This window comes from Micromonospora sp. WMMA1363 (assembly GCF_030345795.1).
Classification (GTDB): domain Bacteria; phylum Actinomycetota; class Actinomycetes; order Mycobacteriales; family Micromonosporaceae; genus Micromonospora.
Window position 1 is genome coordinate 1092377 of the sequence record NZ_JAUALB010000001.1, and the last position, 19926, is coordinate 1112302.

Annotated in this window: 19 protein-coding genes; 12 read left to right on the top strand and 7 right to left on the bottom strand. The window is 73.0% G+C overall.

The features are described 5' to 3' along the window. Positions 1 to 100: 100 nt before the first annotated feature. Both QTQ03_RS04990 and QTQ03_RS04995 read right to left on the bottom strand, forming a co-directional pair. Positions 101 to 1990, bottom strand: coding sequence for an ABC transporter permease (locus QTQ03_RS04990; protein ID WP_289276938.1), 1890 nt, complete (start codon positions 1988 to 1990; stop codon positions 101 to 103). Beyond that, on the bottom strand, positions 1987 to 2745 hold the full coding sequence (locus QTQ03_RS04995; RefSeq protein WP_289276939.1) for an ABC transporter ATP-binding protein: 759 nt from the start codon (positions 2743 to 2745) through the stop codon (positions 1987 to 1989). The genes QTQ03_RS04990 and QTQ03_RS04995 overlap by 4 nt, the downstream gene beginning before the upstream one ends. A 107-nt stretch (positions 2746 to 2852) precedes the next feature. Between QTQ03_RS04995 and QTQ03_RS05000 the strand changes: the two genes are divergently transcribed. Then, a complete protein-coding gene (locus QTQ03_RS05000; RefSeq protein ID WP_289276940.1) occupies positions 2853 to 4067 on the top strand; it encodes a sensor histidine kinase in 1215 nt (404 codons plus the stop codon). After that, on the top strand, positions 4040 to 4705 hold the full coding sequence (locus QTQ03_RS05005) for a response regulator transcription factor (protein WP_289276941.1): 666 nt from the start codon (positions 4040 to 4042) through the stop codon (positions 4703 to 4705). Before QTQ03_RS05000 ends, QTQ03_RS05005 begins: the two co-directional genes overlap by 28 nt. Before the next feature lie 284 nt (positions 4706 to 4989). Here QTQ03_RS05005 and QTQ03_RS05010 read toward each other — a convergent pair whose 3' ends face one another. The 4 genes from QTQ03_RS05010 to QTQ03_RS05025 form a co-directional block, all read right to left on the bottom strand. After that, positions 4990 to 5970 (bottom strand): helix-hairpin-helix domain-containing protein, encoded by a 981-nt coding sequence (locus QTQ03_RS05010; RefSeq protein WP_289276942.1) that lies wholly within the window; start codon positions 5968 to 5970, stop codon positions 4990 to 4992. A gap of 216 nt (positions 5971 to 6186) precedes the next feature. Then, a complete protein-coding gene (locus tag QTQ03_RS05015) occupies positions 6187 to 7536 on the bottom strand; it encodes an FAD-dependent oxidoreductase (RefSeq protein ID WP_289276943.1) in 1350 nt (449 codons plus the stop codon). 13 nt (positions 7537 to 7549) lie between these two features. Further along, positions 7550 to 7897, bottom strand: coding sequence for a TcmI family type II polyketide cyclase (locus QTQ03_RS05020; RefSeq protein ID WP_289276944.1), 348 nt, complete (start codon positions 7895 to 7897; stop codon positions 7550 to 7552). Between the two features lie 118 nt (positions 7898 to 8015). Beyond that, the gene (locus QTQ03_RS05025) at positions 8016 to 8816 is read right to left on the bottom strand and encodes an AfsR/SARP family transcriptional regulator (RefSeq protein ID WP_289276945.1); all 801 of its coding nucleotides are present in this window, start codon (positions 8814 to 8816) and stop codon (positions 8016 to 8018) included. A 400-nt stretch (positions 8817 to 9216) separates the two neighbouring features. Between QTQ03_RS05025 and QTQ03_RS05030 the strand changes: the two genes are divergently transcribed. From QTQ03_RS05030 to QTQ03_RS05075, 10 genes are all read left to right on the top strand, one after another. Then, positions 9217 to 9549, top strand: a complete 333-nt coding sequence (locus QTQ03_RS05030; RefSeq protein ID WP_289276946.1) for a TcmI family type II polyketide cyclase — start codon at positions 9217 to 9219, stop codon at positions 9547 to 9549. After that, positions 9546 to 11243, top strand: coding sequence for an acetyl-CoA carboxylase carboxyltransferase subunit alpha (locus QTQ03_RS05035; RefSeq protein ID WP_289276947.1), 1698 nt, complete (start codon positions 9546 to 9548; stop codon positions 11241 to 11243). Before QTQ03_RS05030 ends, QTQ03_RS05035 begins: the two co-directional genes overlap by 4 nt. Beyond that, positions 11240 to 11965, top strand: coding sequence for an acetyl-CoA carboxylase biotin carboxyl carrier protein (gene accB / locus QTQ03_RS05040; protein ID WP_502889696.1), 726 nt, complete (start codon positions 11240 to 11242; stop codon positions 11963 to 11965). The genes QTQ03_RS05035 and accB overlap by 4 nt, the downstream gene beginning before the upstream one ends. A gap of 12 nt (positions 11966 to 11977) precedes the next feature. Beyond that, positions 11978 to 13354 carry an acetyl-CoA carboxylase biotin carboxylase subunit gene (locus tag QTQ03_RS05045; protein ID WP_289276949.1) on the top strand — a complete coding sequence of 459 codons (1377 nt, stop codon included), beginning with the start codon at positions 11978 to 11980 and terminating at the stop codon, positions 13352 to 13354. Continuing rightward, complete coding sequence (locus tag QTQ03_RS05050) at positions 13351 to 14067, top strand: SRPBCC family protein (RefSeq protein ID WP_289276950.1); 717 nt, start codon at positions 13351 to 13353, stop codon at positions 14065 to 14067. Before QTQ03_RS05045 ends, QTQ03_RS05050 begins: the two co-directional genes overlap by 4 nt. After that, positions 14060 to 14464 (top strand): cupin domain-containing protein, encoded by a 405-nt coding sequence (locus tag QTQ03_RS05055; protein WP_289276951.1) that lies wholly within the window; start codon positions 14060 to 14062, stop codon positions 14462 to 14464. The genes QTQ03_RS05050 and QTQ03_RS05055 overlap by 8 nt, the downstream gene beginning before the upstream one ends. Further along, positions 14461 to 15732, top strand: coding sequence for a beta-ketoacyl-[acyl-carrier-protein] synthase family protein (locus tag QTQ03_RS05060; protein ID WP_289276952.1), 1272 nt, complete (start codon positions 14461 to 14463; stop codon positions 15730 to 15732). Before QTQ03_RS05055 ends, QTQ03_RS05060 begins: the two co-directional genes overlap by 4 nt. Before the next feature lie 64 nt (positions 15733 to 15796). Then, positions 15797 to 17032, top strand: coding sequence for a beta-ketoacyl synthase N-terminal-like domain-containing protein (locus QTQ03_RS05065; RefSeq protein ID WP_289276953.1), 1236 nt, complete (start codon positions 15797 to 15799; stop codon positions 17030 to 17032). Positions 17033 to 17217: 185 nt separating this feature from the next. Beyond that, positions 17218 to 17514: an antibiotic biosynthesis monooxygenase family protein gene (locus QTQ03_RS05070; protein ID WP_289280684.1), complete on the top strand. Its 297-nt coding sequence runs from the start codon at positions 17218 to 17220 to the stop codon at positions 17512 to 17514. Between the two features lie 403 nt (positions 17515 to 17917). Next, positions 17918 to 19282, top strand: coding sequence for a class I adenylate-forming enzyme family protein (locus QTQ03_RS05075; protein ID WP_289276954.1), 1365 nt, complete (start codon positions 17918 to 17920; stop codon positions 19280 to 19282). On the opposite strand, the gene QTQ03_RS05080 is transcribed toward QTQ03_RS05075, so the two are convergent. After that, complete coding sequence (locus QTQ03_RS05080; protein ID WP_289276955.1) at positions 19210 to 19923, bottom strand: 4'-phosphopantetheinyl transferase family protein; 714 nt, start codon at positions 19921 to 19923, stop codon at positions 19210 to 19212. The genes QTQ03_RS05075 and QTQ03_RS05080 overlap by 73 nt on opposite strands. Between the last annotated feature and the right edge of the window lie 3 nt (positions 19924 to 19926).

A 19926-nucleotide genomic window follows, 5' to 3' on the forward strand; every position in this document is an offset into this window, starting at 1 on the left:
TTGGCCGCTCCCGGCGCGGACCCGCGTCCGTCCAGGGCACGGACTCCCACGGGGCCGCGGGGGTTGACACCACCGCGGCCCTCGCGGCCGGGTGGCGAGGCTAACGACGGTTGACCCGGGCGCCGGCCACGGCGGCGGTCGCGGCCAGCGCCACGCAGACGCCGGCGGTGCCGAGCATCGGCAGCCAGGGGACCGTGACCGGGACTGGGACGCCTGTGCCGGCAAGGTCGGCGGTGGTGGCCCGCCACACCAGCCAACCGAGGAACGCCGTGGTGACCGTCCCGAGGACCAGGCCCGCGCCGGTGACCAAGGCGGCCTGCCACAGCGCCGCGCGGCGGACCTGGCGCGGGGTGGCGCCGAGCAGCCGTACGAGCTGGTTCGGCCGGCGTCGTTGCGCGGCGCCGATCAGGGTGACGTTGACGATGGCCAGTGCCGAGTACAGGCCGGCCGGGCCGAGCAGGATGAGCAGGCCGAGGTTGTTGGCCCGTCGGGTGGTGGCTGCGGCCCGCTCGATCCAGTCGCCGGCGGTGAGGACCTCGGTGTCTGGGCCGGCGAGGCTTTGGACGAGTGTGTGGGCGAGGTCGTCGGCGGAGACGCCGGGATGCGGCCGGACGAAGACGGTCGCGGGCCCCGAGTCGAGGTGGGGCACCAGGTCGGCCGGGATCAGCACCTCGGCGTAGAGGTCTGGGGTGTCCGCGACGACCGCGACCACGCGGAGGTCGACGGGGCGGTCGTCGATGCGAGCGTGGAGGGTGGCGCCGAGCCCGGTCTCGGCGTTGACCGCGAAGCTCCGCGTGACTGCGGCGGTCGGTCCGTGCAGTTCCGCCAGGTCGCCCTGCACGGCGCTGAGGCCGCGTGCCTGGATCGCCGCGTTGACATCGATGACATCGACGTTCTGGTGGTCGTTGTGGCCGATCGGAAGTTCGATCGACCGGCGAACATCGGCCACGGCCACCGCCGGGTCGACGGCGAGCGCGGCCGCTGCGGACGGGTCGGTGGTCGACACGACGACAGACGCCGAGAGGTGGGCTCGGTCTTGGGCGCTCGTCCAGTCGACGCCGAAGCTGAGTGCGATCAGCATCGATCCGGCGATGGCTGAGATGGCGACGACCGGGGCGGCGACGGCCGAGGTCGTCCGGTTGTCGGCGCGTAGCTCGTCGCGGGCGAGACGCGCGGCGACGTCGCGGTCGACGAACGGGCGCGCGAGCAGCCCGGCCAGGCGCGGGATCACCAGCGGCCCGGTCGCCATGAGACCGACCACGATGACCTCGGGCAACAGAACCGCGAGGATCAGCGTGAACAGCGGGGGGACGCGCGTGGCAAGGACCGCCGCGGCGACCACGACGGCAAGGCTGAGCGTGGCGACCAGCGCTTGGCCGACCGTGAGGCGGCGGCGTTCAAGGGCGGCCTCGCGCAAGGCGGCGGTGGGCGGGATCCGGGCGGCCCGCCGCGACGAGCGCCACGCGCCCAGCAACGCGACAGCCATGCCGAAGCCACCAGACACGAGCCACGCGGTCAAGGGGGAGGGGGCGGTGAGGCGCAAGTCGGTGATCCCGAACGTACGCACGAGCCGCAGCGCCGCCGGGGTGACGAGGGTGGTCAGCCCGCAGCCGACGACGGTCGCGGTGACGGCCACGACCGTCGACTCGCCGAGGATCAGCCGGCGGATCTGCCGGGGCGTGGCCCCGACGAGGCGGAGCAGGCCGATCGCGCGGCGGCGGGTGACGACCGCGAAGCCGAAGGTGCTGCCGACCACGAAGAGCGCGAGAAAAAGCGAGACGGCCGACATGATGCCGAACATCGAGGTCAGGTCATCCAGTTGCCGGCGTTGTTCCGGTGTCACCCCACGGGCCAGGGTCGCGTCGACCGCGGCGATCAGGGTCACGGTGACACCGATCAGGACGATGCCAACGGCCAGCGCGACGAAGGCCCCCAGATAGGCGGGCCAGGTGGTCCGGACGGTCTGACGGCTGAGGAAGCCGGCGCTCATCGCCGTACCCCATCCAGCTCCGCCGACTGCTCGAGGTCGTTCATCCGCTGGGCGACCTGCGTGGCGTCGGCACCCTGCAGACGGCCCACGAGCTGTCCGTCGGCCATGAACAGCACCTCGTCGGCGTACGACGCGGCGAGCGGGTCATGGGTGACCATCACCACGGTCTGCCCGCCGTCGGCCACCTCGCGCAGCAGGTCCAGGACGGCCCGGCCCGTACCGCGGTCCAGCGCGCCGGTGGGCTCGTCGGCGAACAGGACGTCCGGTCGGCCGTAGAAGGCGCGGGCGATCGCCACCCGCTGCTGTTGACCCCCGGACAGCTCCGGTGGCCTGCGGTGGGCCAGGTCGAGCACCCCCACCCGATCCAATGAGTCGACAACAACCGACCTGTCGATCGGTAGCCCGGCGAGCCGCGCCGGCAGAGCCACGTTGTCGTACGCCGTGAGCGCGTCCAGCAGGTTGTACGACTGGAACACGAAGGCCATGGCCGTGCGGCGGAAACGGGTCAGCGCCGTTTCGTCGAGCTGGCCGAGATCGGTCTCGCCGATCGTGACGTGACCCCGCGACGGGCGGTCGAGGCCGGCGGCTACCTGCAGCAGGGTCGACTTGCCGGACCCGGAGGGCCCCATGATGGCGGTGAACGTGCCGCGGTGGAACAGGTGGGTGACGCCGCGCAGCGCCGGGACCTGGCCGGCGCGGGAGCGGTAGGTTCGGGTCACCCCGTCGAGGGCGATCGCGATGGTGTTGGTTGGCATGGCCTCCATGTCACCCGCGACCGGCGGCCGGCGCAGTGGCCCGCACGCCCCGACGAGGTAGCGCGGGCGCTACCTCGAGACGGCCGCCGTTACCGTACAGTCGAAAGATGATCTCGAGCCCGGATGCCTGGAGCGCGGTCGGCGGGCGGCCGGACCGCTTCCTGGCCTCGCCGTGGCCGTGGCGGTCACTCGGCTACCTTGCCTCGACCGTCCCGCTCGGGATCGGCGCGCTCGTGGTGCTGACCAGCCTCGTGAGCCTCGGCGTGCTGACCACGGTGATCGTGGCGGGCTTCGTCATTCTGGCCGGCGTGCCCAGACTCACCGGGACCATCGCGCGACTGGAGCGGCAGCGGCTGCGGCTCGTGTTTCCCGCGCCGGCGGGCGGCCCGTCCGGCCGCTGGCCTGAGATCGGCCACGCCGCGCTGCTCGCCACCGTACTGTGGGTGGTCGACGCAGTCGTGCTGCTCCTGCTGTCGATTCCGGCGCTGCTCCTGCTCTCGCCCTGGTTGGTCAGGTATGAGCGCGTCGAGGTGACCGGGTGGCGTATCGAGACCCGGGGCGAAGCCTACCTCGCCGTCGCGGTCGGCGTCTTGGGTCTCGTCGCCGTCGCGTACGTCGTGACCTGGGTCGCATGCGGACAGGCGGCCCTGGTCCGGGTGCTGCTCGCCGCACCCGACGCCCACCTGACCGCGGCCGTGGCCGATTTGCGCCGTTCACGCCGCGGGCTTGTCGACGCATTCGAGGTCGAACGCCGTCGCATCGAGCGCGATCTGCACGACGGCGTGCAGCAGCGCCTCGTCGCGCTCACCATGACCCTGGGCAGCGCCGAACTCGAGGTCTCCGACGGTCCAGGCGCGGTGCTGCTGCGTGAGGCGCAGCGGCAGGCCGAGACGGCGTTGGGCGAGCTGCGCGCAACCGTACGCGGCATCCATCCCCAGGTGCTCAGCGACCACGGTCTCACGGCCGCAGTGCACGAGATCGCCGATGCCTCCCCAGTGCCGGTCGCAGTCGACCTTCAAGTTGCGCGACTATCCGGACCCGTCGAGACCGCCGCCTACTTCTTCGTCAGCGAGGCGCTGACCAACATCGCCCGCCACTCCGGGGCGCGCTCGGCGGCGGTGCACGGCTGGCTGCACCGGGACGACCTGATCGTCACCGTCGTCGACGACGGCGTCGGCGGCGCGGATCCGGCTCGGGGCACCGGGCTGGCGGGGCTGGCGGCCCGGCTTGCCGCGTTCGACGGCACGGTGACGGTGGCCAGCCCCGCCGGCGGTCCGACGGAGGTGAGAATGCAGTGTCCGATCAACCAGCCGGAGGCCTGAGGATCGTCCTCGCCGAGGACGCAGCGCTGCTGCGGGAGGGCCTCGTCGGCATTCTGGAACGAGCTGGCCACCACGTCGTCGCCGCGGTCAACGACGCGTCGGCGCTGCGGGCGTACGTTGACGGGACCGCGCCTGACGTCATCATCACCGACATCCGCATGCCGCCCACCCACACCGACGAAGGACTGCGCGCCGCCGCGGCGATCCGCGCCGACCATCCTCGCCTGGGCATCCTGCTGCTGTCGGCCTACATTGCCGACGCCTACGTCGCGCAACTCCTCGAGGCCACCGGCGGTGGCGGGATCGGCTACCTGCTCAAGGACCGGGTCGGCCACCTCAGGGCGTTCTTCGAGAGCCTCAACCGGGTCGCTGAGGGCGGTACCGTGATCGATCCCGAGGTGGTCCGTCACCTGCTCGCCCGCCGCCGCGACGACGGACCGCTCGCGACCCTGACCGACCGCGAACGGAAGGTGCTCGCCCTCATGGCCGAGGGCCACACCAATCAATCCATCGCCGCCCGACTCTTTGTCAGCGAGGCCGCCGTACGCAAGCACATCGGTGGCATCTTCGCCAAGCTACCCCTCGACCCCAACCACGACCGTCGCGTCTCCGCCGTGCTCACCTACCTGCGCGGGTAGCCCGGGCCAGCCCCGCCCTCCGGCGGACCCGCCACGTCGGTGCTTGCCCGATCAGCCGCGGAACCGGTGCGGCGTCCGGCGAGAGCACAAGCCCGAGCCGGCGCTCGTTGCCGGCCAGATCGCGCTTCCCGAACGCCTGGTGGTCGGCCCGCCGCTGTGATGGTCGGGTGGCCGTTGCCGGCGACAGGCCGCCTGCGGAGGAACTGTTCCAGCGTGGGCATGTGTGGGTGGCTGAAGGAATGCCCGGCGGCGCCCTTCGCGGGGTCGCCGGGCATCGGCGTCGGTCAGGCTTTCCCGTCGGCGGGGAGGACCGTCGCCGCCGGCTGGTTGTCCGCCAGGACCTGGGCCTGCTGCGGCCAGGTCGCCAGGCCCGGCGCGGCCCGTAGGCCGGCGGCACGGATCGTGCCCCGCAGCGACGACTCGTCCAACTCGGCGAGCTGCCGGTAGGTCCGGATGCCGGCCGCGTGCAACGCCGCCGCCATCTTCGGCCCGATGCCCTGGATTCGGCGGAAGTCGTCGCCGACCCCCGCGTCGGACGTCGACCGCCCCGGCGGGATGACGACCGGCCTGCGAGGCGCCGGCACCGCCACCGGCTCGGTGGCTGCCGGCTCGGTAGCGGCGGGCTCGGTAGCGGCGGGCTCGGCGGCTGCTGGTTCGGTACCCGCTGGTTCGGTACCCGCTGGTTCGGTAACCGCTGGTTCGGACACGGTGCGCTCGGGTGTCGCCGCCGGCTCGGGCTCGGCCCCGACCGGTCCCCGGGTCTGCTCGGAGCCGGCCGCCTCAGCGATCGGCGTCCCCGCCTCGGTGGCCGGCACCTCTGCCTCCCGGCGGATCGGGTCGCCGTCGTCGCTGGTCCCGGTGTCGGGTGCCGGGCGCGGGGCGCCGACCTTGACGTCCGCGTCGGCGACCACTCCGGTGGTCGGCGTGACCCGGTCGAGCACCGGCGCCACGTCGACGGGGTCGACCGGCTCCGTGGACGCGGCGGTGACCGGGGTCGGCCCGTCGTCGTCCGTGTGGCCATGCGGCGTCCCGGCGACGGCCCGATCGGCGACCGTGGCGGGTGCGGGGACGACGGTCGCCTCCGGACGTCCGGTCTCGGTGGTGGCGGGGGCGGGTTCGTGCCCGCCGGCCGCCGGCACGGTGGCCCGCGCGCCATCCACTGTGGTTGCGGTCGGCGCGGCGTTCCGTCGCCGGCGGATCGCCCACCCGGCGGCGATGCCCACCAGCAGAGCCACGACAAGTATCAGCCAGTCCGTCCACGCCACGGCAGATCTCCCTGTTGATTACGCGAGACAGTCGAGAAAGACTCGCCGCAGCTTGCCACACGCGTCGGCCGGTACGACAGCACGGATCCGGCGGCTGGCTCCGCGGGTGGGGTGGGATGTACCCGGGGTGCCGGCGGGGCGACGGACGGTCGCCGGATCGCCGCGTACGCCCGCGGACGGACCCCGGGGCTGTCCACCGAGGTCCGCGCCGGACGGTTACTCCTCTTCGCCGCGATAGGTGTAGAAATCCTCGACGAACCGGCGGGCCAACCTCGGTACCCGGCTGGTGACGCCGAAGTAGCCCCGGGCTCCGAGCAGCGCCAGTCGGCCCACGACCGGCCGGTACATCCGGTCGTCGCCGCTGGTGCCGCTACGGTTCAACGAGTCGGCCACCCGGGCGAATCCGTACGGCACCATCGCCGACTCGTAGTCGGCGACCGCCTCCACCAGAGCCTTCTGCCCGGCAGCCGCGAGACGCAGCTGCCGGCAGAGCAGCGCGGCATCGCGCAGGGCGGTGATCGCGCCGACGCCACGGCCGGGTGTCATGGTGTGGATGGCGTCGCCGAGCAGGGTGACGGTACTGCTTTTCCACGGTGGCACCGGCTCGCTGGTTGCCACCCTGATCGGCAGGGCGCTGTCGGGGTCGGCGCGGGCCAGCAGCTCCCGCAGCTGCGGGTGCCAGTTGCGGGTGAGGTCCAGGGCGACCCGGACCAGCTCCTCGCCCCGGCGCGTCAGGACGTCCGACGGGAACCGCCGGGCGGTGCTCCAGACGACCAGATTCACGTTGTCCCGGGTGCTGTCGTGGGTCCGTCCCGGCCAGCCTTCGAGCAGTGCCACGTCAGCCGGGTCGAGGCCTGGCTTGAGCGCGCCGGAGCGGTCCCACGGGAACTCCATGACGTGCAGGACGCCCATCATGCCGCCGGTGCCGAAGATGAGGGAGATGCCTTGCTCGACACGTTCGGGCAGCAGCGCCCGGACCTCGTCGGTCAGGGGGATCCGGGTGGCGATGTTGATGGTTCCCGCGTCCCGGGTGACGGCGTGCGGCAGGTACTGCCGGCGGACCGCCGATCCGGTGCCGTCGGCGGCCACCAGCAGGTCACCGCTGGCGCTGCTGCCGTCGGCGAAGTGCGCGGTGACGGTGCCGTCGTCGCGTTGTTCGTACCTGGTGAGGGTCCGGTCGAAGTGCACCACGTCCTCCAAGCCGGTGAGCAGGACCTGGCGCAGTGTCATCCGGGCGACGGACCGTTCGGTGTTGACCGGGTCGGTGTCCGGCCGCAGCGGGAAGGAGGCGGTCTGCCGCATCCGCTGCGTGATGACGTTGAAGTAGCGCGGAGAACGGGCACAGGTGGCCAGATAGGTGCGGAACAGCTCCGGGGGAAGGCACTCGCGCAGCGCCCGACTGCCGGTCGGCCCGATGCCGACCCGGTAGCCCAGCAGGCCTTCACCGCGGGTCCGGTACCGCTCGTAGACGGCCACGCTGATTCCTGCCCGGCGAAGCCCCTGGGCCAGGCAGAGCCCGCCGGTGCCGGCGCCGATCACCAGCACGTGTGGTCCGTTGCGGGACATGATCGCAGCCCCCTCAACCGGCCGGGTAGGGCGCGGCGGCGTCAGCGGCGTCCCAGCGGTAGAAACAGCCGGCGATCGCGTCGCGGGGCGAGCGCCAGGTTGGCAGGTACGGGGTGGTGTGCGCGGACAGTCGTTCGTTGACCTGTCGGTAGAGCGGGTGGTTCCGGGCGGTGGCGAGGGTGTCCGGGTCGACGTCCGCGGTCTCCATCAGGTGGACGCACAGGTCGTGCAGGCAGTACAGGGAGCGGTGCGTCACCCCGGTGAGGCTTGGCAACTCGGTGGCGTCGGACTCGGTGAAGATCTGCGCCACCCGTCCCTCCGCGCCCGGGATGATTCTGCTGACGATCAGTAGACGGCTCATGCGACTCCTTCCGCCGGTGGCGCCCGGGCCGCTGGGGCCGGGCCCTGTGGGTGCGCTCCACGCTGGCTGTGCGGCTGTCACCTGCCCGTCACGCACGTCCTGGTGGTGGTGACGCACGTCAGTGGGTGTGGCCGGCGGCCCGTTCGGCTGGGGGGCGGCGTGTCACGGTGTCCCGGCTGGCCTGCCGGATCGGTCCGAGCGTCTCGTGGAGCAGGGCGGTCATCGCGGTGGACGGTTCCAGCCGAAGTTCCCGTCGCAGCAGGTCCCGGTAGACGTAGAACGCGTGCATCGCCTCGAACGCGTTGCCCTCGGCGAGGTGGATGCGCACGACCAGACGGTGGGGGGTCTCACGCAGCGGCTCGGCGGCCATCGCCTCCAGCGCCGCTTCGAGCGCCTCGCCGTGCCGGCCGGTCGCCAGGTAGCGGTTGGCCAGCCCTTCGAGCATGTGCAGGCGCAGCTGCCGTAGCCGCTCCCGCTCGGCCAGCACCCAGTCGTCGTACCAACCGGGGAGCAGGTCGTGGCGTCCGGCGGCGAGGGCGGCGGTGCTGCACGGGTCGCCGTCGCGAACCCGGGCGGCGGTCCCGACAAGCGCGTCGACGTCGATCCGGACCGCCGAGCCGAGTCGTACCGTGTCGCTGTTGGTGCTCAGCGGGCAGCAGGGGTCCTGCCGCAGCCGCCAGAGGGCCGTGCGCAGCGAGGACAGTGCGCGCTCTTCGGGCGTGTCCGGCCACAGCAGCCCGGCGAGGTGGCTGCGGGTGGCTCCGGGGCGTAGGGCGACCAGCGCCAGGACGCGTTGCAGGCCGCGTGGCACCACCACCGGGGTGTCGCCGTGTAGCAGCCGGAACCCGCCCAGCAGGTGCAGCCGGATCGGGCTGCCGGTGCGGTCCCCGGTGGTCGGCCTGGACGGCTCAACGGCCACGGCTGCACCCCCTGCGGAAACGCTCGTTGGAGAGCCATCGACTGGTGTCCCGGCGCGCCCGCCCGTGAACCCGCTGGCGGGTCTGCGCGCTACGTCGCGCGCACGGTCGCCGAGCTGACCGTGGTGAAGATTAACAATCGTGTTCACTCTGAGTCAATGTCTGGATCGGGATGTCGACAGCCACGAAACCCGTTCTGAACTGCCAATATTCTGGTTCGTCGCGGATCGGCTCCACAGCGGATGCACAGCAAGCGTCAACGCAACGTCACCGAACCGTCGGGTTTGGTTCTGGCTGGTGACGCGGCGGTGACGCCGGTGCGGACATGGTGTTCACCAGTCGTCCGGCGCGGGTGGTGTCCGGCGTAACCGGTACCCGACGCCGTGGGGGGAGGCCCGATTCATGGATCGTTCGTTGATCGTCGCGAAGGTCGATCCGAGCGCCGAGGTGCGCGTCGCGGAGATCTTCGCCGACTCTGACGCGACCGAGCTGCCCCATCTCGCCGGGGTCCGGCACCGGTCGCTCTACCGGCTGCACGACCTGTACGTACACCTGTTGGAGACCGAGCTGCCGGGGGAGAGCGCGGTGGCGGCGGCTCGTGGGCACCCGGAGTTCGCCCGGGTCAGCGCGCGGCTGCGTCCGTACGTGTCGCCGTATCTGCCGACCTGGCGGGAGCCCCGCGACGCGATGGCGCGCTGCTTCTACCGGTTCGACGCCCCCGGGGCGGGGTCATGACCGCCACGGCTCCCCGGGACGAGCAGCTCTGGACCCGCTGCGCCGGCTGCGCCACCCTGCTGTACCGCAAGCGGCTGCGCCGCAACCTTGACGTCTGCCCGGAGTGCGGCACGCACGCCCGGCTCGACGCGCCCGCGCGGCTGGCCCAGCTGGTCGACCCCGGGTCGTTCGCCGCCCTGCCGGACCGAGCCGCCGAAGTGGACCCGATCGGCTTCGTCGATGTGCTGCCGTACCCGCACCGCCTCGCCGCGGCGCGGGGCGACACCGGCCTGGCCGAGGCCGTCATCTGTGGCACCGCCAGGATCGCCGGGCATACCTGCGCCCTGGCGGTGATGGACTTCCGGTTCCTCGGTGGCAGCCTGGGCTGCGCGGTCGGGGAACTGATTACCCGCACCGCCGAGCGGGCGCTCGCCGAACGGGTTCCCCTGGTCCTGGTCACCGCCTCCGGCGGCGCACGGATGCAGGAGGGCGTCCTGTCGCTGATGCAGATGGCCACGGTCAGCCAGGCGATCGCCGCCCTGCGCGGAGCCGGCGTGCCGAGCGTCAGCATCCTGACCGACCCGACCTACGGTGGCGTGGCCGCGTCTTTCGCCACCAACACCGACGTGGTGCTCGCCGAGAGCGGCGCCCGGATGGGCTTCGCCGGACCCCGGGTGATCCGCCAGGTCACCGGACGGGACCTGCCCGACGGCTTCCAAACCGCCGAGTTCCTGCTGCGGCACGGCCAGGTGGACATGGTGGTGCCGCGGCACGCGTTGCGGGGCCGGCTCGCGGCGCTGCTCGCCGTAGCCGGGCGGCGTTCCGGAGGGCCCCGGCCGGCGCAGCCGTCGGCGGATGTCGGGGCGGCCGGTGGCACCGGTCTGCCCCGAGGCGGTGCACGGGACGCCTGGGACACGGTCCGGCTGGCCCGGCACCCGGGTCGGCCAACCTCCCTTGACTACCTGGAGTCGGCGTTCGACGGCTTCGTCGAACTGCACGGCGACCGGCTCGGCGGGGACTGCGCGGCGGTCGTCGGTGGTCTCGCCGAGCTGGGCGGCCGGCCGGTCATGGTGATCGGGCATCAGAAGGGGCACACCACGGCCGAGCTGATGGCCCGCAACTTCGGGATGGCCAGCCCGGCCGGGCACCGCAAGGCGCTGCGTCTGATGAGGCTCGCGGCGCGGTGGGGCCTGCCCGTGGTCACGCTCGTCGACACGCCGGGCGCCGACCCGGCGGTGGACGCGGAGGAGCACGGCCAGGCGGCGGCGATCGCGGAGAACATTCTCGCCCTGGCCACGCTCCCCACACCCGTGGTCGCGGTCATCACCGGCGAGGGTGGCAGCGGCGGTGCCCTCGCCCTCGCGGTCGCCGACCGGGTGCTGATGCTGGAACACGCCGTCTACTCGGTGATCAGTCCTGAGGGGTGCGCGGCGATCCTCTGGCCGGACCGCTCCGCGGCCCCGCAGGCGGCTCGCGCGTTGCGGCTGACCAGCGTGGACCTGCACCGCCTCGGGGTCGTCGACGCGTTGGTGCCCGAGCCGACCCCGGCCGCGCACCACGATCCGGCGGAGGCTGTGCGGGCGCTGCGGGAGGCGGTGCTGGCGCACCTGATACCGCTGCTTGACCTGCCCACCGGGACCCTGGTCCGGCAACGCCGGAACCGCTTCCGTCGCTACGGGGCCGCCCGTCTCGGCGTTCGGGCGGGCGCCCGGTGACCGCCGGGGCGGTGCCGGCCAGGGCGCCGGCGACGAATGGCGACCCGGGCGGTGCGTCCGCCGCCAGCCGGCCGGCCGACACCGGGGGGTCGGCCGACACCGGGACGATGGCGTCCGGCACCGCCGGTGCGGTCCGGCCTGGCGGTCCGCAAGAGTGCGGGACGCCGACGGCCGGCCACCCGGGGGTAGGAGACGAGTCGGACGCGGTCCAGGTTGGCGTTCGGGAAGCGGTCGACGACGCCGTGGTTCATCCGGCACCCGACGTGGTGGCCGGGTTGTGCCGGCAGGCGCGTGCTCTCGTCGCCGACCTGGACGGGCCGGTGCGGCGAGTCCTGCTGCGCAGCGGCGACGCGGTGCTGGAGGTGCAGTGGCATCCGCCGGTGGAGAGCGCCTGGTCGACCATGCCGCCGGCCGGGCCGCCACCACCGGTCCGGCCACCGGCCGAGGCTGCGGCGACCACCGCGCCGGTCGTTGCGCCGCCCCGGCACTCGGTGCGGTCGCCGATCGTCGGCACCTTCTACCGGGCGCCGGAGCCTGGCGCGGCGCCGTTCGTCGAGGTCGGGGACCGGGTCCACCCGGGCCAGGTCGTCGGCATCGTCGAGGCGATGAAGCTGATGAACGAGGTGACCGTGGACCGGCCCGGGCGGGTGACCGAGATCCTCGCCGACGACGGTCGACCGGTCGAGTACGACCAGCCGTTGCTCGCGCTGGACCCGGCCTGAAACGGAGGGGCGATGTTCAAGACCGTCCTCATCGCCAACCGCGGTGAGATCGCCCTGCGGGTCCTGCGGGCCTGCCGGGAGCTGGGGGTCCGCACCGCGGTGGTCTATTCCACCGCCGACGTCGACTCGACCGCGGTGCGTCTCGCCGACGAGGCGGTCCTGATCGGACCGGCGGCGAGTCGGCGCAGCTACCTCAACGCCGCCGCGATCGTGGAGGCCGCCCGCCTGGTCGGGGCGCAGGCGGTACACCCCGGCTACGGTTTCCTCTCCGAGGATGCCGACTTCGCCGAGATCTGCGCCGACAACGGGCTGACCTTCGTCGGACCGCCGCCGCACGTGATGGCGGCGATGGCCGACAAGTCGTCCGCGCGGGCGTTGATGCGCCGCGTCGGGCTGCCGCTGCCGCCGGGCAGCGTCGCGCCGGTGCCGACCGCCGCCGACGCCGCCCGGGTAGCCGCCGAGATCGGTTACCCGGTGATCGTCAAGGCGGCGTTCGGTGGCGGAGGGCGGGGGATGACCGTCGTGCACACCCCGGCCGAGCTGCCCCGGGCGTACGCGCGTACCCGGGCCGCCGCGCAGCTGGTCTTCGGCGACGACCGGGTGTACGTCGAGCGGTACCTCACCGGTGCCCGGCACGTGGAGGTGCAACTGCTCTGCGACGCCCACGGCAAGGGGGTACACCTGGGCACCCGGGACTGCTCGGTGCAGCGGCGCCACCAGAAGATCGTCGAGGAGGCACCCGCGCCGGCCCTGTCCGCGGGCACGCTGGCGGCCATCGCCGACTGCGCTCTGCGCGGTGCGCTGGACGTCGGTTTCACCGGCGCCGGCACGGTGGAGTTTCTCGTCGACGCGGAGGAGCGCTTCCACTTCCTGGAGATCAACTGTCGGATCCAGGTCGAGCACCCGGTGACCGAGATGATCACCGGAATCGATCTGGTGCACGAGCAGCTGCACGTGGCCGCCGGTGCCCCGCTGCGCTGGCGGCAGGAGGAGATCCAGCCGCGCGGCGTGGCGATCGAGTGTCGGGTCAACGTCGAGGACCCGGACCGGGACTTCGCGCCGACCCCCGGCCGGCTGGAGCGATTCTTCCCGCCGGGCGGGCCGTTCACCCGGGTCGACACCCACGGGTATCCCGGCTACCTGGTCGGGCCGCACTACGACTCGCTGCTGGCCAAGGTGGCCGTCTGGGCGCCGGACCGGGACCTCGCCCTGAACCGGTTGGAACGCGCCCTCGACGAGTTCGACGTCGCCGGGCCAGGAGTCCGCACCACCATCCCGTTCGTCCGCCGCGTGCTCGATGACGACGGCTTCCGCACGGGGCGCTTCGGCACCGGCCTGGTCAACCAGTTGCTCGCCGTTTCGCCCGAGGCACCGAGGAGGAACCCATGACCGTCACCCACGGCCGTCCGCTGACCGCCGAGATAACCGACATCCTGGTGGCGCACTGCGGGCTCGACGCCGACGCCGCCGCCCGCGCCCCGGCCGCTTCCCTGGCGGAACTGGGCATGGACTCGCTTGCCCAGCTCGAACTGGCCGCCGTCGTCGCGGACCGCTGGCAGGTGCGAATTCCCGAGCAGACCGGCCAGCTGAGCATCGCCGCCGTGGCGGACCTCGTGGCGCGGCGCGCCGAACCGTCCGGGCACACGGAGAACAGTGTCCTCATCGCCGCGCCGCTGTCGCTGGTGTGGGAGGTCACCAACGACGTCGCCGGCTGGCCGCGGCTGTTCACCGAGTACGCGGTTGCGGAGATCCTGCACCGCGACGGGGACACCGTGCGGTTCCGGCTCACCATGCACCCCGACGAGAACGGCGTCGCGTGGAGTTGGGTCAGCGAACGCACCGCTGACCCGGTCACCCGCGAGGTGCGGGCGAACCGGGTCGAACCGGGCCCGTTCGAGTACATGCGGATCCACTGGCGGTACGCCGAGGAGCCGGGCGGCACCCGGATGACCTGGGTGCAGGACTTCGCGATGAGGCCCACCGCGCCGGTCGACAACGCCGGGATGACCGAGCGGATCAACGCCAACAGTGCGGTGCAGCTCGCCATCATCAAGGAGAAGATCGAGCGGCTGGCCGCGGGGATGGTGACCGGCGATGAGTGAGCCGACGAGGCGGCTGGTCGCCGTCGCCGACGTGGCCGCCGACACCCGCCGCGGCGGCGAGCTGCGGGTGCTGCTCGGACCCCGCACCGTCGGCAGCACCTCCGGCTTCCTGGGCGTGGCCACGCTGCGACCGGGCGAGCGCATCGCCGAGCACTACCATCCGTACAGCGAGGAGTTCCTGTACGTGGCGCGCGGGGCCATCACCGTCGACCTCGACGACGAGCCCATCCCCCTGGCCGTCGGCGTGGCGCTGTTCGTGCCGGTGAACGTCCGGCACCGGCTGCGCAACACCGGCACGGAAGACGCCGAGGTCGTCTTCCACCTGGGCCCCCTCGCCCCCCGCCCGGAGCTCGGCCACGTCGACACCGAGCTGGTCGCACAGCGGGGCGGGTCGTGACCGGGCGCCGTTCGGTGGTGACCGGCGTCGGGGTGGTCGCCCCGGGTGGCGCCAGCCGGGACCGGTTCTGGAAGGCGATCACCGAGGGGCGCACCGCGACCAGGCGGATCACCTTCTTCGACCCATCGCCGTTCCGTTCCCAGATCGCTGCCGAGTGCGACTTCGACCCGGTGGCCGCCGGCCTCACCGAGGCGCAGTGCCGCCGCGCCGACCGGTACGTGCAGTTCGCGCTCGCCTGTGCCGCCGAGGCCGTCGGCGACGCCGGCCTCGACCTCACCGACGCCGAGCGGGACCGCGCCGGCGTGGTGCTCGGCACCGCCGTGGGCGGGACGATGGCCCTGGAACGGGAGTACGTCACGGTCAGCGACGCCGGCCGCCACTGGCTGGTCGACCCTGCCCGCAGCAGCCGGTACCTCTACCAGGCGCTGGTGCCCAGCAGCCTCGCCGCCGACGTGGCCTGCCGGTACGGGCTGCACGGGCCGGCGCAGGTGGTGCCCACCGGTTGCACCTCCGGGATCGACGCCATCGGGTACGCCCACCAGCTCATCGTCGACGGTGAGGCCGACGTGGTGCTCGCCGGTGCCGCCGACTCGCCCATCTCCCCGGTCACCGTCGCCTCCTTCGACGCGATCAAGGCGACCACGCCGGACAACGACGACCCGGCGCACGCCTCCCGGCCGTTCGACGCCGACCGGCACGGGTTCGTCCTCGCCGAGGGCGCCGCCGTGCTGGTGTTGGAGGAGGCCGGGCACGCCCGGCGGCGCGGCGCGCACGTCTACTGCGAGGTCGCCGGGTACACCAGCCGCAGCAACGGCTACCACATGACCGGCCTGCGCCCCGACGGGCTGGAGATGGGGCTCGCCATCACCGCCGCCCTCAAGCAGAGCCGAATCCGCCCCGAGCAGGTTTCCTACATCAGCGCGCACGGCTCCGGCACGCGGCAGAACGACCGGCACGAGACGGCCGCCTTCAAGCGTGCGCTCGGCGAGGCCGCCTACCGGGTGCCGGTCAGCTCGATCAAGTCGATGGTCGGGCACTCGCTCGGCGCGATCGGGTCGATCGAGATGGCCGCCTGCGCGCTCGCCGTCGAGTTCGGTGTGGTGCCGCCGACCGCCAACTGGACCAGCCGCGACCCGGAATGCGACCTGGACTACGTGCCCAACGAGGCGCGCGAACTGCCGGTCGACGTGGCGCTGTCGGTGGGCAGCGGGTTCGGCGGTTTCCAGTCCGCCATGGTGTTCCGCCGGCTGTCGGCGGCGACCCCGTGACCGGCCCGGTCCGGCGCGACCGTCGCGCCGTCGCCGGTCCGGCCGACTGCCTGCCGGTGCCGCGGTGACCGGGCGGGCGGTGGTCACCGGGATCGGAGTGGTCGCGCCGAGCGGCGTCGGTACGGACGCACACTGGCGGACAGTCCTCGCCGGTACCCGTCGCATCGGCCCGATCACCCTGTTCGACCCGACCGGCTATCCGACCCGCCTCGGCGGTGAGGTAACCGGGTTCGACGCCGCGGCGCACGCCGACAACCGCCGGTTGGTGCAGACCGACCGATGGACCCACCTCGGGTTCGCCGCCACCCGGCTCGCCCTGGCCGACGCGGGACTGCCCGAGCGTGCTACCGACCCGTACGGCTACGCGGTTACCCTGGCCAGTTCCTCCGGTGGGAACCTGTTCGGACAGCGGGAGCTGCAACGACTGTGGGGCGGGCCCACCCGCACCGTCGGGGCGTACCAGTCGATCGCGTGGTTCTACGCGGCCAGCGTCGGCCAGCTCTCCATCCACCATCAGTTCAAGGGACCGTGCGGGGTGCTCGCCGCCGAGACCGCGGGTGGGCTGGACAGTCTGGCGCACGCCGCGCGGGCGATCCGTCGAGGCACCCCGGTGGTGATCGCCGGGGCGACCGAATGCCCGCTGAGTCCGTACGCCCTCGTCTGTCAGCTGGCTTCCGGAATGCTCAGCGACGTCGCGGACCCGGAGCTGGCCTACCGCCCGTTCGACGTCGCCGCCAGTGGCTATCTGCCGGCTGAGGGCGGCGCGGTCTTCGTGGTGGAGGAACTGGGGCACGCGCTGGCCCGCGGGGCCCGCGTCTACGGCGAGGTGATCGGGTGGGGCGCCACCCACGACGCCGTCCACACCGGACCGGACAGTACCGGCGACGCGGTGCAGTACGCCCGTGCGATGCGGCTGGCCCTGGACCGGGCGGGCGTCGGCGCCGACGCCGTGGACGTGGTGCTGCCCGACGCGCTCGGCGTCGCGGGGTACGACCGCAGCGAAGCCGTCGCCCTGCGCTCCGCCTTCGGTGAACGGCCACCTCCGGTGACCACGCAGAAGCCGCTGACCGGCCGGGCCCACCAGGGTGGGGCGGCGTTGGACGTGGCGACCGCGCTGCTCGCCTTCGCGCACGACACGCTGCCGGCGTCCGCCGGCCCGCGGGACGTGGCGCCCGATTGTGAGCTGGACTTCCTGCGGGAGCAACGGCGGCCGGCCAACCGTGTCGCGTTGGTCTGCGCACGTGGCTTCGACGGTTTCAACAGCGCGCTGGTCCTGCGCGGGGCCGCGCCGGCGGCATGAGCGGGCGACACAACGACGGCGGATCTGCGGGTGGCGCCGGGCGGAGGGAGGCGGCGTGAGTGAGCGACACGGCGACGGCGCAGGGCCCCGGGGCGGCGCGGGCGGAGGGAGGACCAGTGAGCGAGCGAGTTGCCGAGCGCGGCGCGGGGGAGCCGTGCGCTAGTGCGGGCGGGTGGCGGGCGCGGGTGGTCTTCCTGGTCCGGGTGCCACACGACCGGACGGCGGCCTTCCTGGCCGCGTACGAGGCGGTGCGGCACCTGGTCGCCGACGGGGTGCCGGGGCACCTGGTCGACCAGGTCTGCCGTTCGGCGACCGACCCGGAGCAGTGGCTGATCACCAGCGAGTGGGCGAGCCTCGCCGACTTCGAGGCGTGGGAGCGCAGCCCGGAGCACCGGGACCTGGTCCGGCCGATGCGCGACTGTTTCACCGACGCCCGCTCGCTCCGTTTCCACATCCACACCCAAACCCCTACCCCGGCCTGACCCATCCCCATCCTCGCGATCGTGCACCTCCTTCCCGGTGAATGAACGCCGCATTTGCCGCTGATCGGGGCCGAAAGTGCACGATCGTGGAGTGTGGTGGGTGGGTATGGACGCGGCGCCATCGGCTGTCCGGGTGGCCGGGAACGCCGTACGCACGAGGCGTCATCCGGCGGTTACCCAGTGCTGGCGTACGCGCCTGACTCTGCCCCTCGAAGTGGCTGTCGGCAATCCGGCCAACCGCCTTTTCTGATCTAGCCATTTGCACCTGGCAATGGCGTGGAGGGCTGTCGTAGGGTCAGCCGCAACACCCCGACGGTTGCCTCCTATGGGCTTGTATGCCCTGTTTCGTGCTGGGCGGTGAATGGCAGTGAGTGCGGCCCCCTCGACCGAATGTCCTAAAGCGATGGACCCTGGCTGGGTTGACGGTCTGCTGTTTGTCGGCCGACCGACCGATGTCTGTCTCCGCTTGCCCGACCCGGTCGACCGGGCCACACTGCACCGGTTGGTCACCGAGGCGCAGGCCCGCCTCGCCACCGCCGGGCTTCGTCCCGGTGGCGCCGCCGCGCTGCGGATGCCGCCGTCACTGGCGTACGTGGTGAACCTGCTCGCCACCTGGCGCAGCGGAGCGCAGGCGATCCTGCTCGACCACCGCCTCACCGACCATGAGGTGGATCGCGCGCTGAACCGGCTCACCCCGCAGGTGGTCGTCGCGCCGGTCCGCACCGGCGGTGGGGCGCTGCGGATCTTCGTCGACGTCACCGAGGGCGTCACCGGGTACGCCGACCGCCCGGCGGTCAGCGGCCACGCCGTGATCCAGCTCAGCTCCGGCTCCACCGGCCCGTCCAAGGTGATCGGTAGGACCGCCGCCGACCTGGTCGCCGAGGTGCACCGCTACACCCACATCGACGGGGTGGCGCTGCCCGGTGAACGGATCATCCTGCTCCCGTCGATGGTGCACGTACTCGGTCTCGTCGGCGGTCTGCTCTATGGCCTGCACGCCGGCGTCGAACTGGTCCCGCCGGAGCGGCTCGGCGGCGACGCGGTGCTCGCGGCGATCGCCGCCGGCGACACCCCGGCCACGGTGCTGGGTGTGCCATTCCACATCGGACTCCTCGCCGCCACCCATCCCCAGCGCCCACTTCCGCAGTTCAAACGGATGACCACCGGCGGTGAACTGGTGTCCGAAGCCACCGCCCGGGCCTTCACCGACCGGTTCGGTGTCCCGCTCGGCAACATGTACGGGATGACCGAGGTCGGCGTCATCGGCACCGACCTGTACGGGCGGCACCGGCCGGCGATCGTTCCCGCCCCCGGCACCGAGGTCCGCGAGGTCGGCGGTGAACTCCGGGTGAACTGCCCCGCCTCACCGTATGTCGGCCTCAGCGACCCGACCCGATGGTCCGACGGTTGGCTGCACACCCGCGACGCCGGCACGGTCGACCCGGACACCGGCCTGGTCACGGTGCGCGGCCGGCTCGACTCGCAGGTCTCAGTGGGCGGCATGAAGGTCGACCTGACCGAGGTCGAGACCGCTGTCGCCGAACTGCCGGGCGTGGCCGCCGCCGTGGTGGTCTGGGACGGCGGCATCACCGCCTACGTGCAGCCGGCCGGGCCGCTGTCGGAGGAGACGCTGGACAAGCTGCTCGCCGAGCGGCTGGCCGGTTACAAACGCCCGCGCACCCTGCGCCTGCTCGATCAGCTGCCCCGCACCACCACCGGCAAGCTGGTCCGCTCGATCGACGCGCTGCGGACGGCGGGCACGCCGTGACCGGTCCGCTGCACATCCTCGCCGACGACCACCGCCACCTCGCCGCCGACCACCGCCACCGCCAGGACCAGGTCGCCGTCGCACACCGGATGGCCGACCAGCACCCCGGCGGCACCGGGCACCGGGCGCGGCGGACCATCGACGGGCACCGGCATCCGCCGGCGCAGGCCACCGTCGCGCAGCCCGACGCCAAGCGCCTTGCCGACGGCCTCCTTCGCGGTCCACAGCCGCAGGAAGTCCCGGTTCCGGCCGGCCGCGGGTCGACCGGCGAGCCAGGCCGCCTCGGTCGGGGCGTACCAGCGCCGGGCCAGGTCCAGCGCGGGCAACGGGCGGCACCGCTCGACGTCCACGCCGACCGGTCCGCCGGCGCGGACCGCGACCACCACCAGCCCACCGGTGCGGCTGACGCTCACCGGCAGCTCGACCGGCCCGGCGGAACGGCCCACATCGGACGGCTCGCCGATGCGGACCAGCGGGACCCCGCCGGGCCGGTGCGCCGGAACGAGTTCCGCCTCGGGGCGACCCAGCAGCGCGGCGGCGGCCCGCCGCAGCAGCCGGCCGGCCGAGGCCGGCCGATCGCCGGTGCCCCCGCCGACCCACACGTACACGGTGTCCCGATCGGGCACCGGTAGCTGGCTCACGGA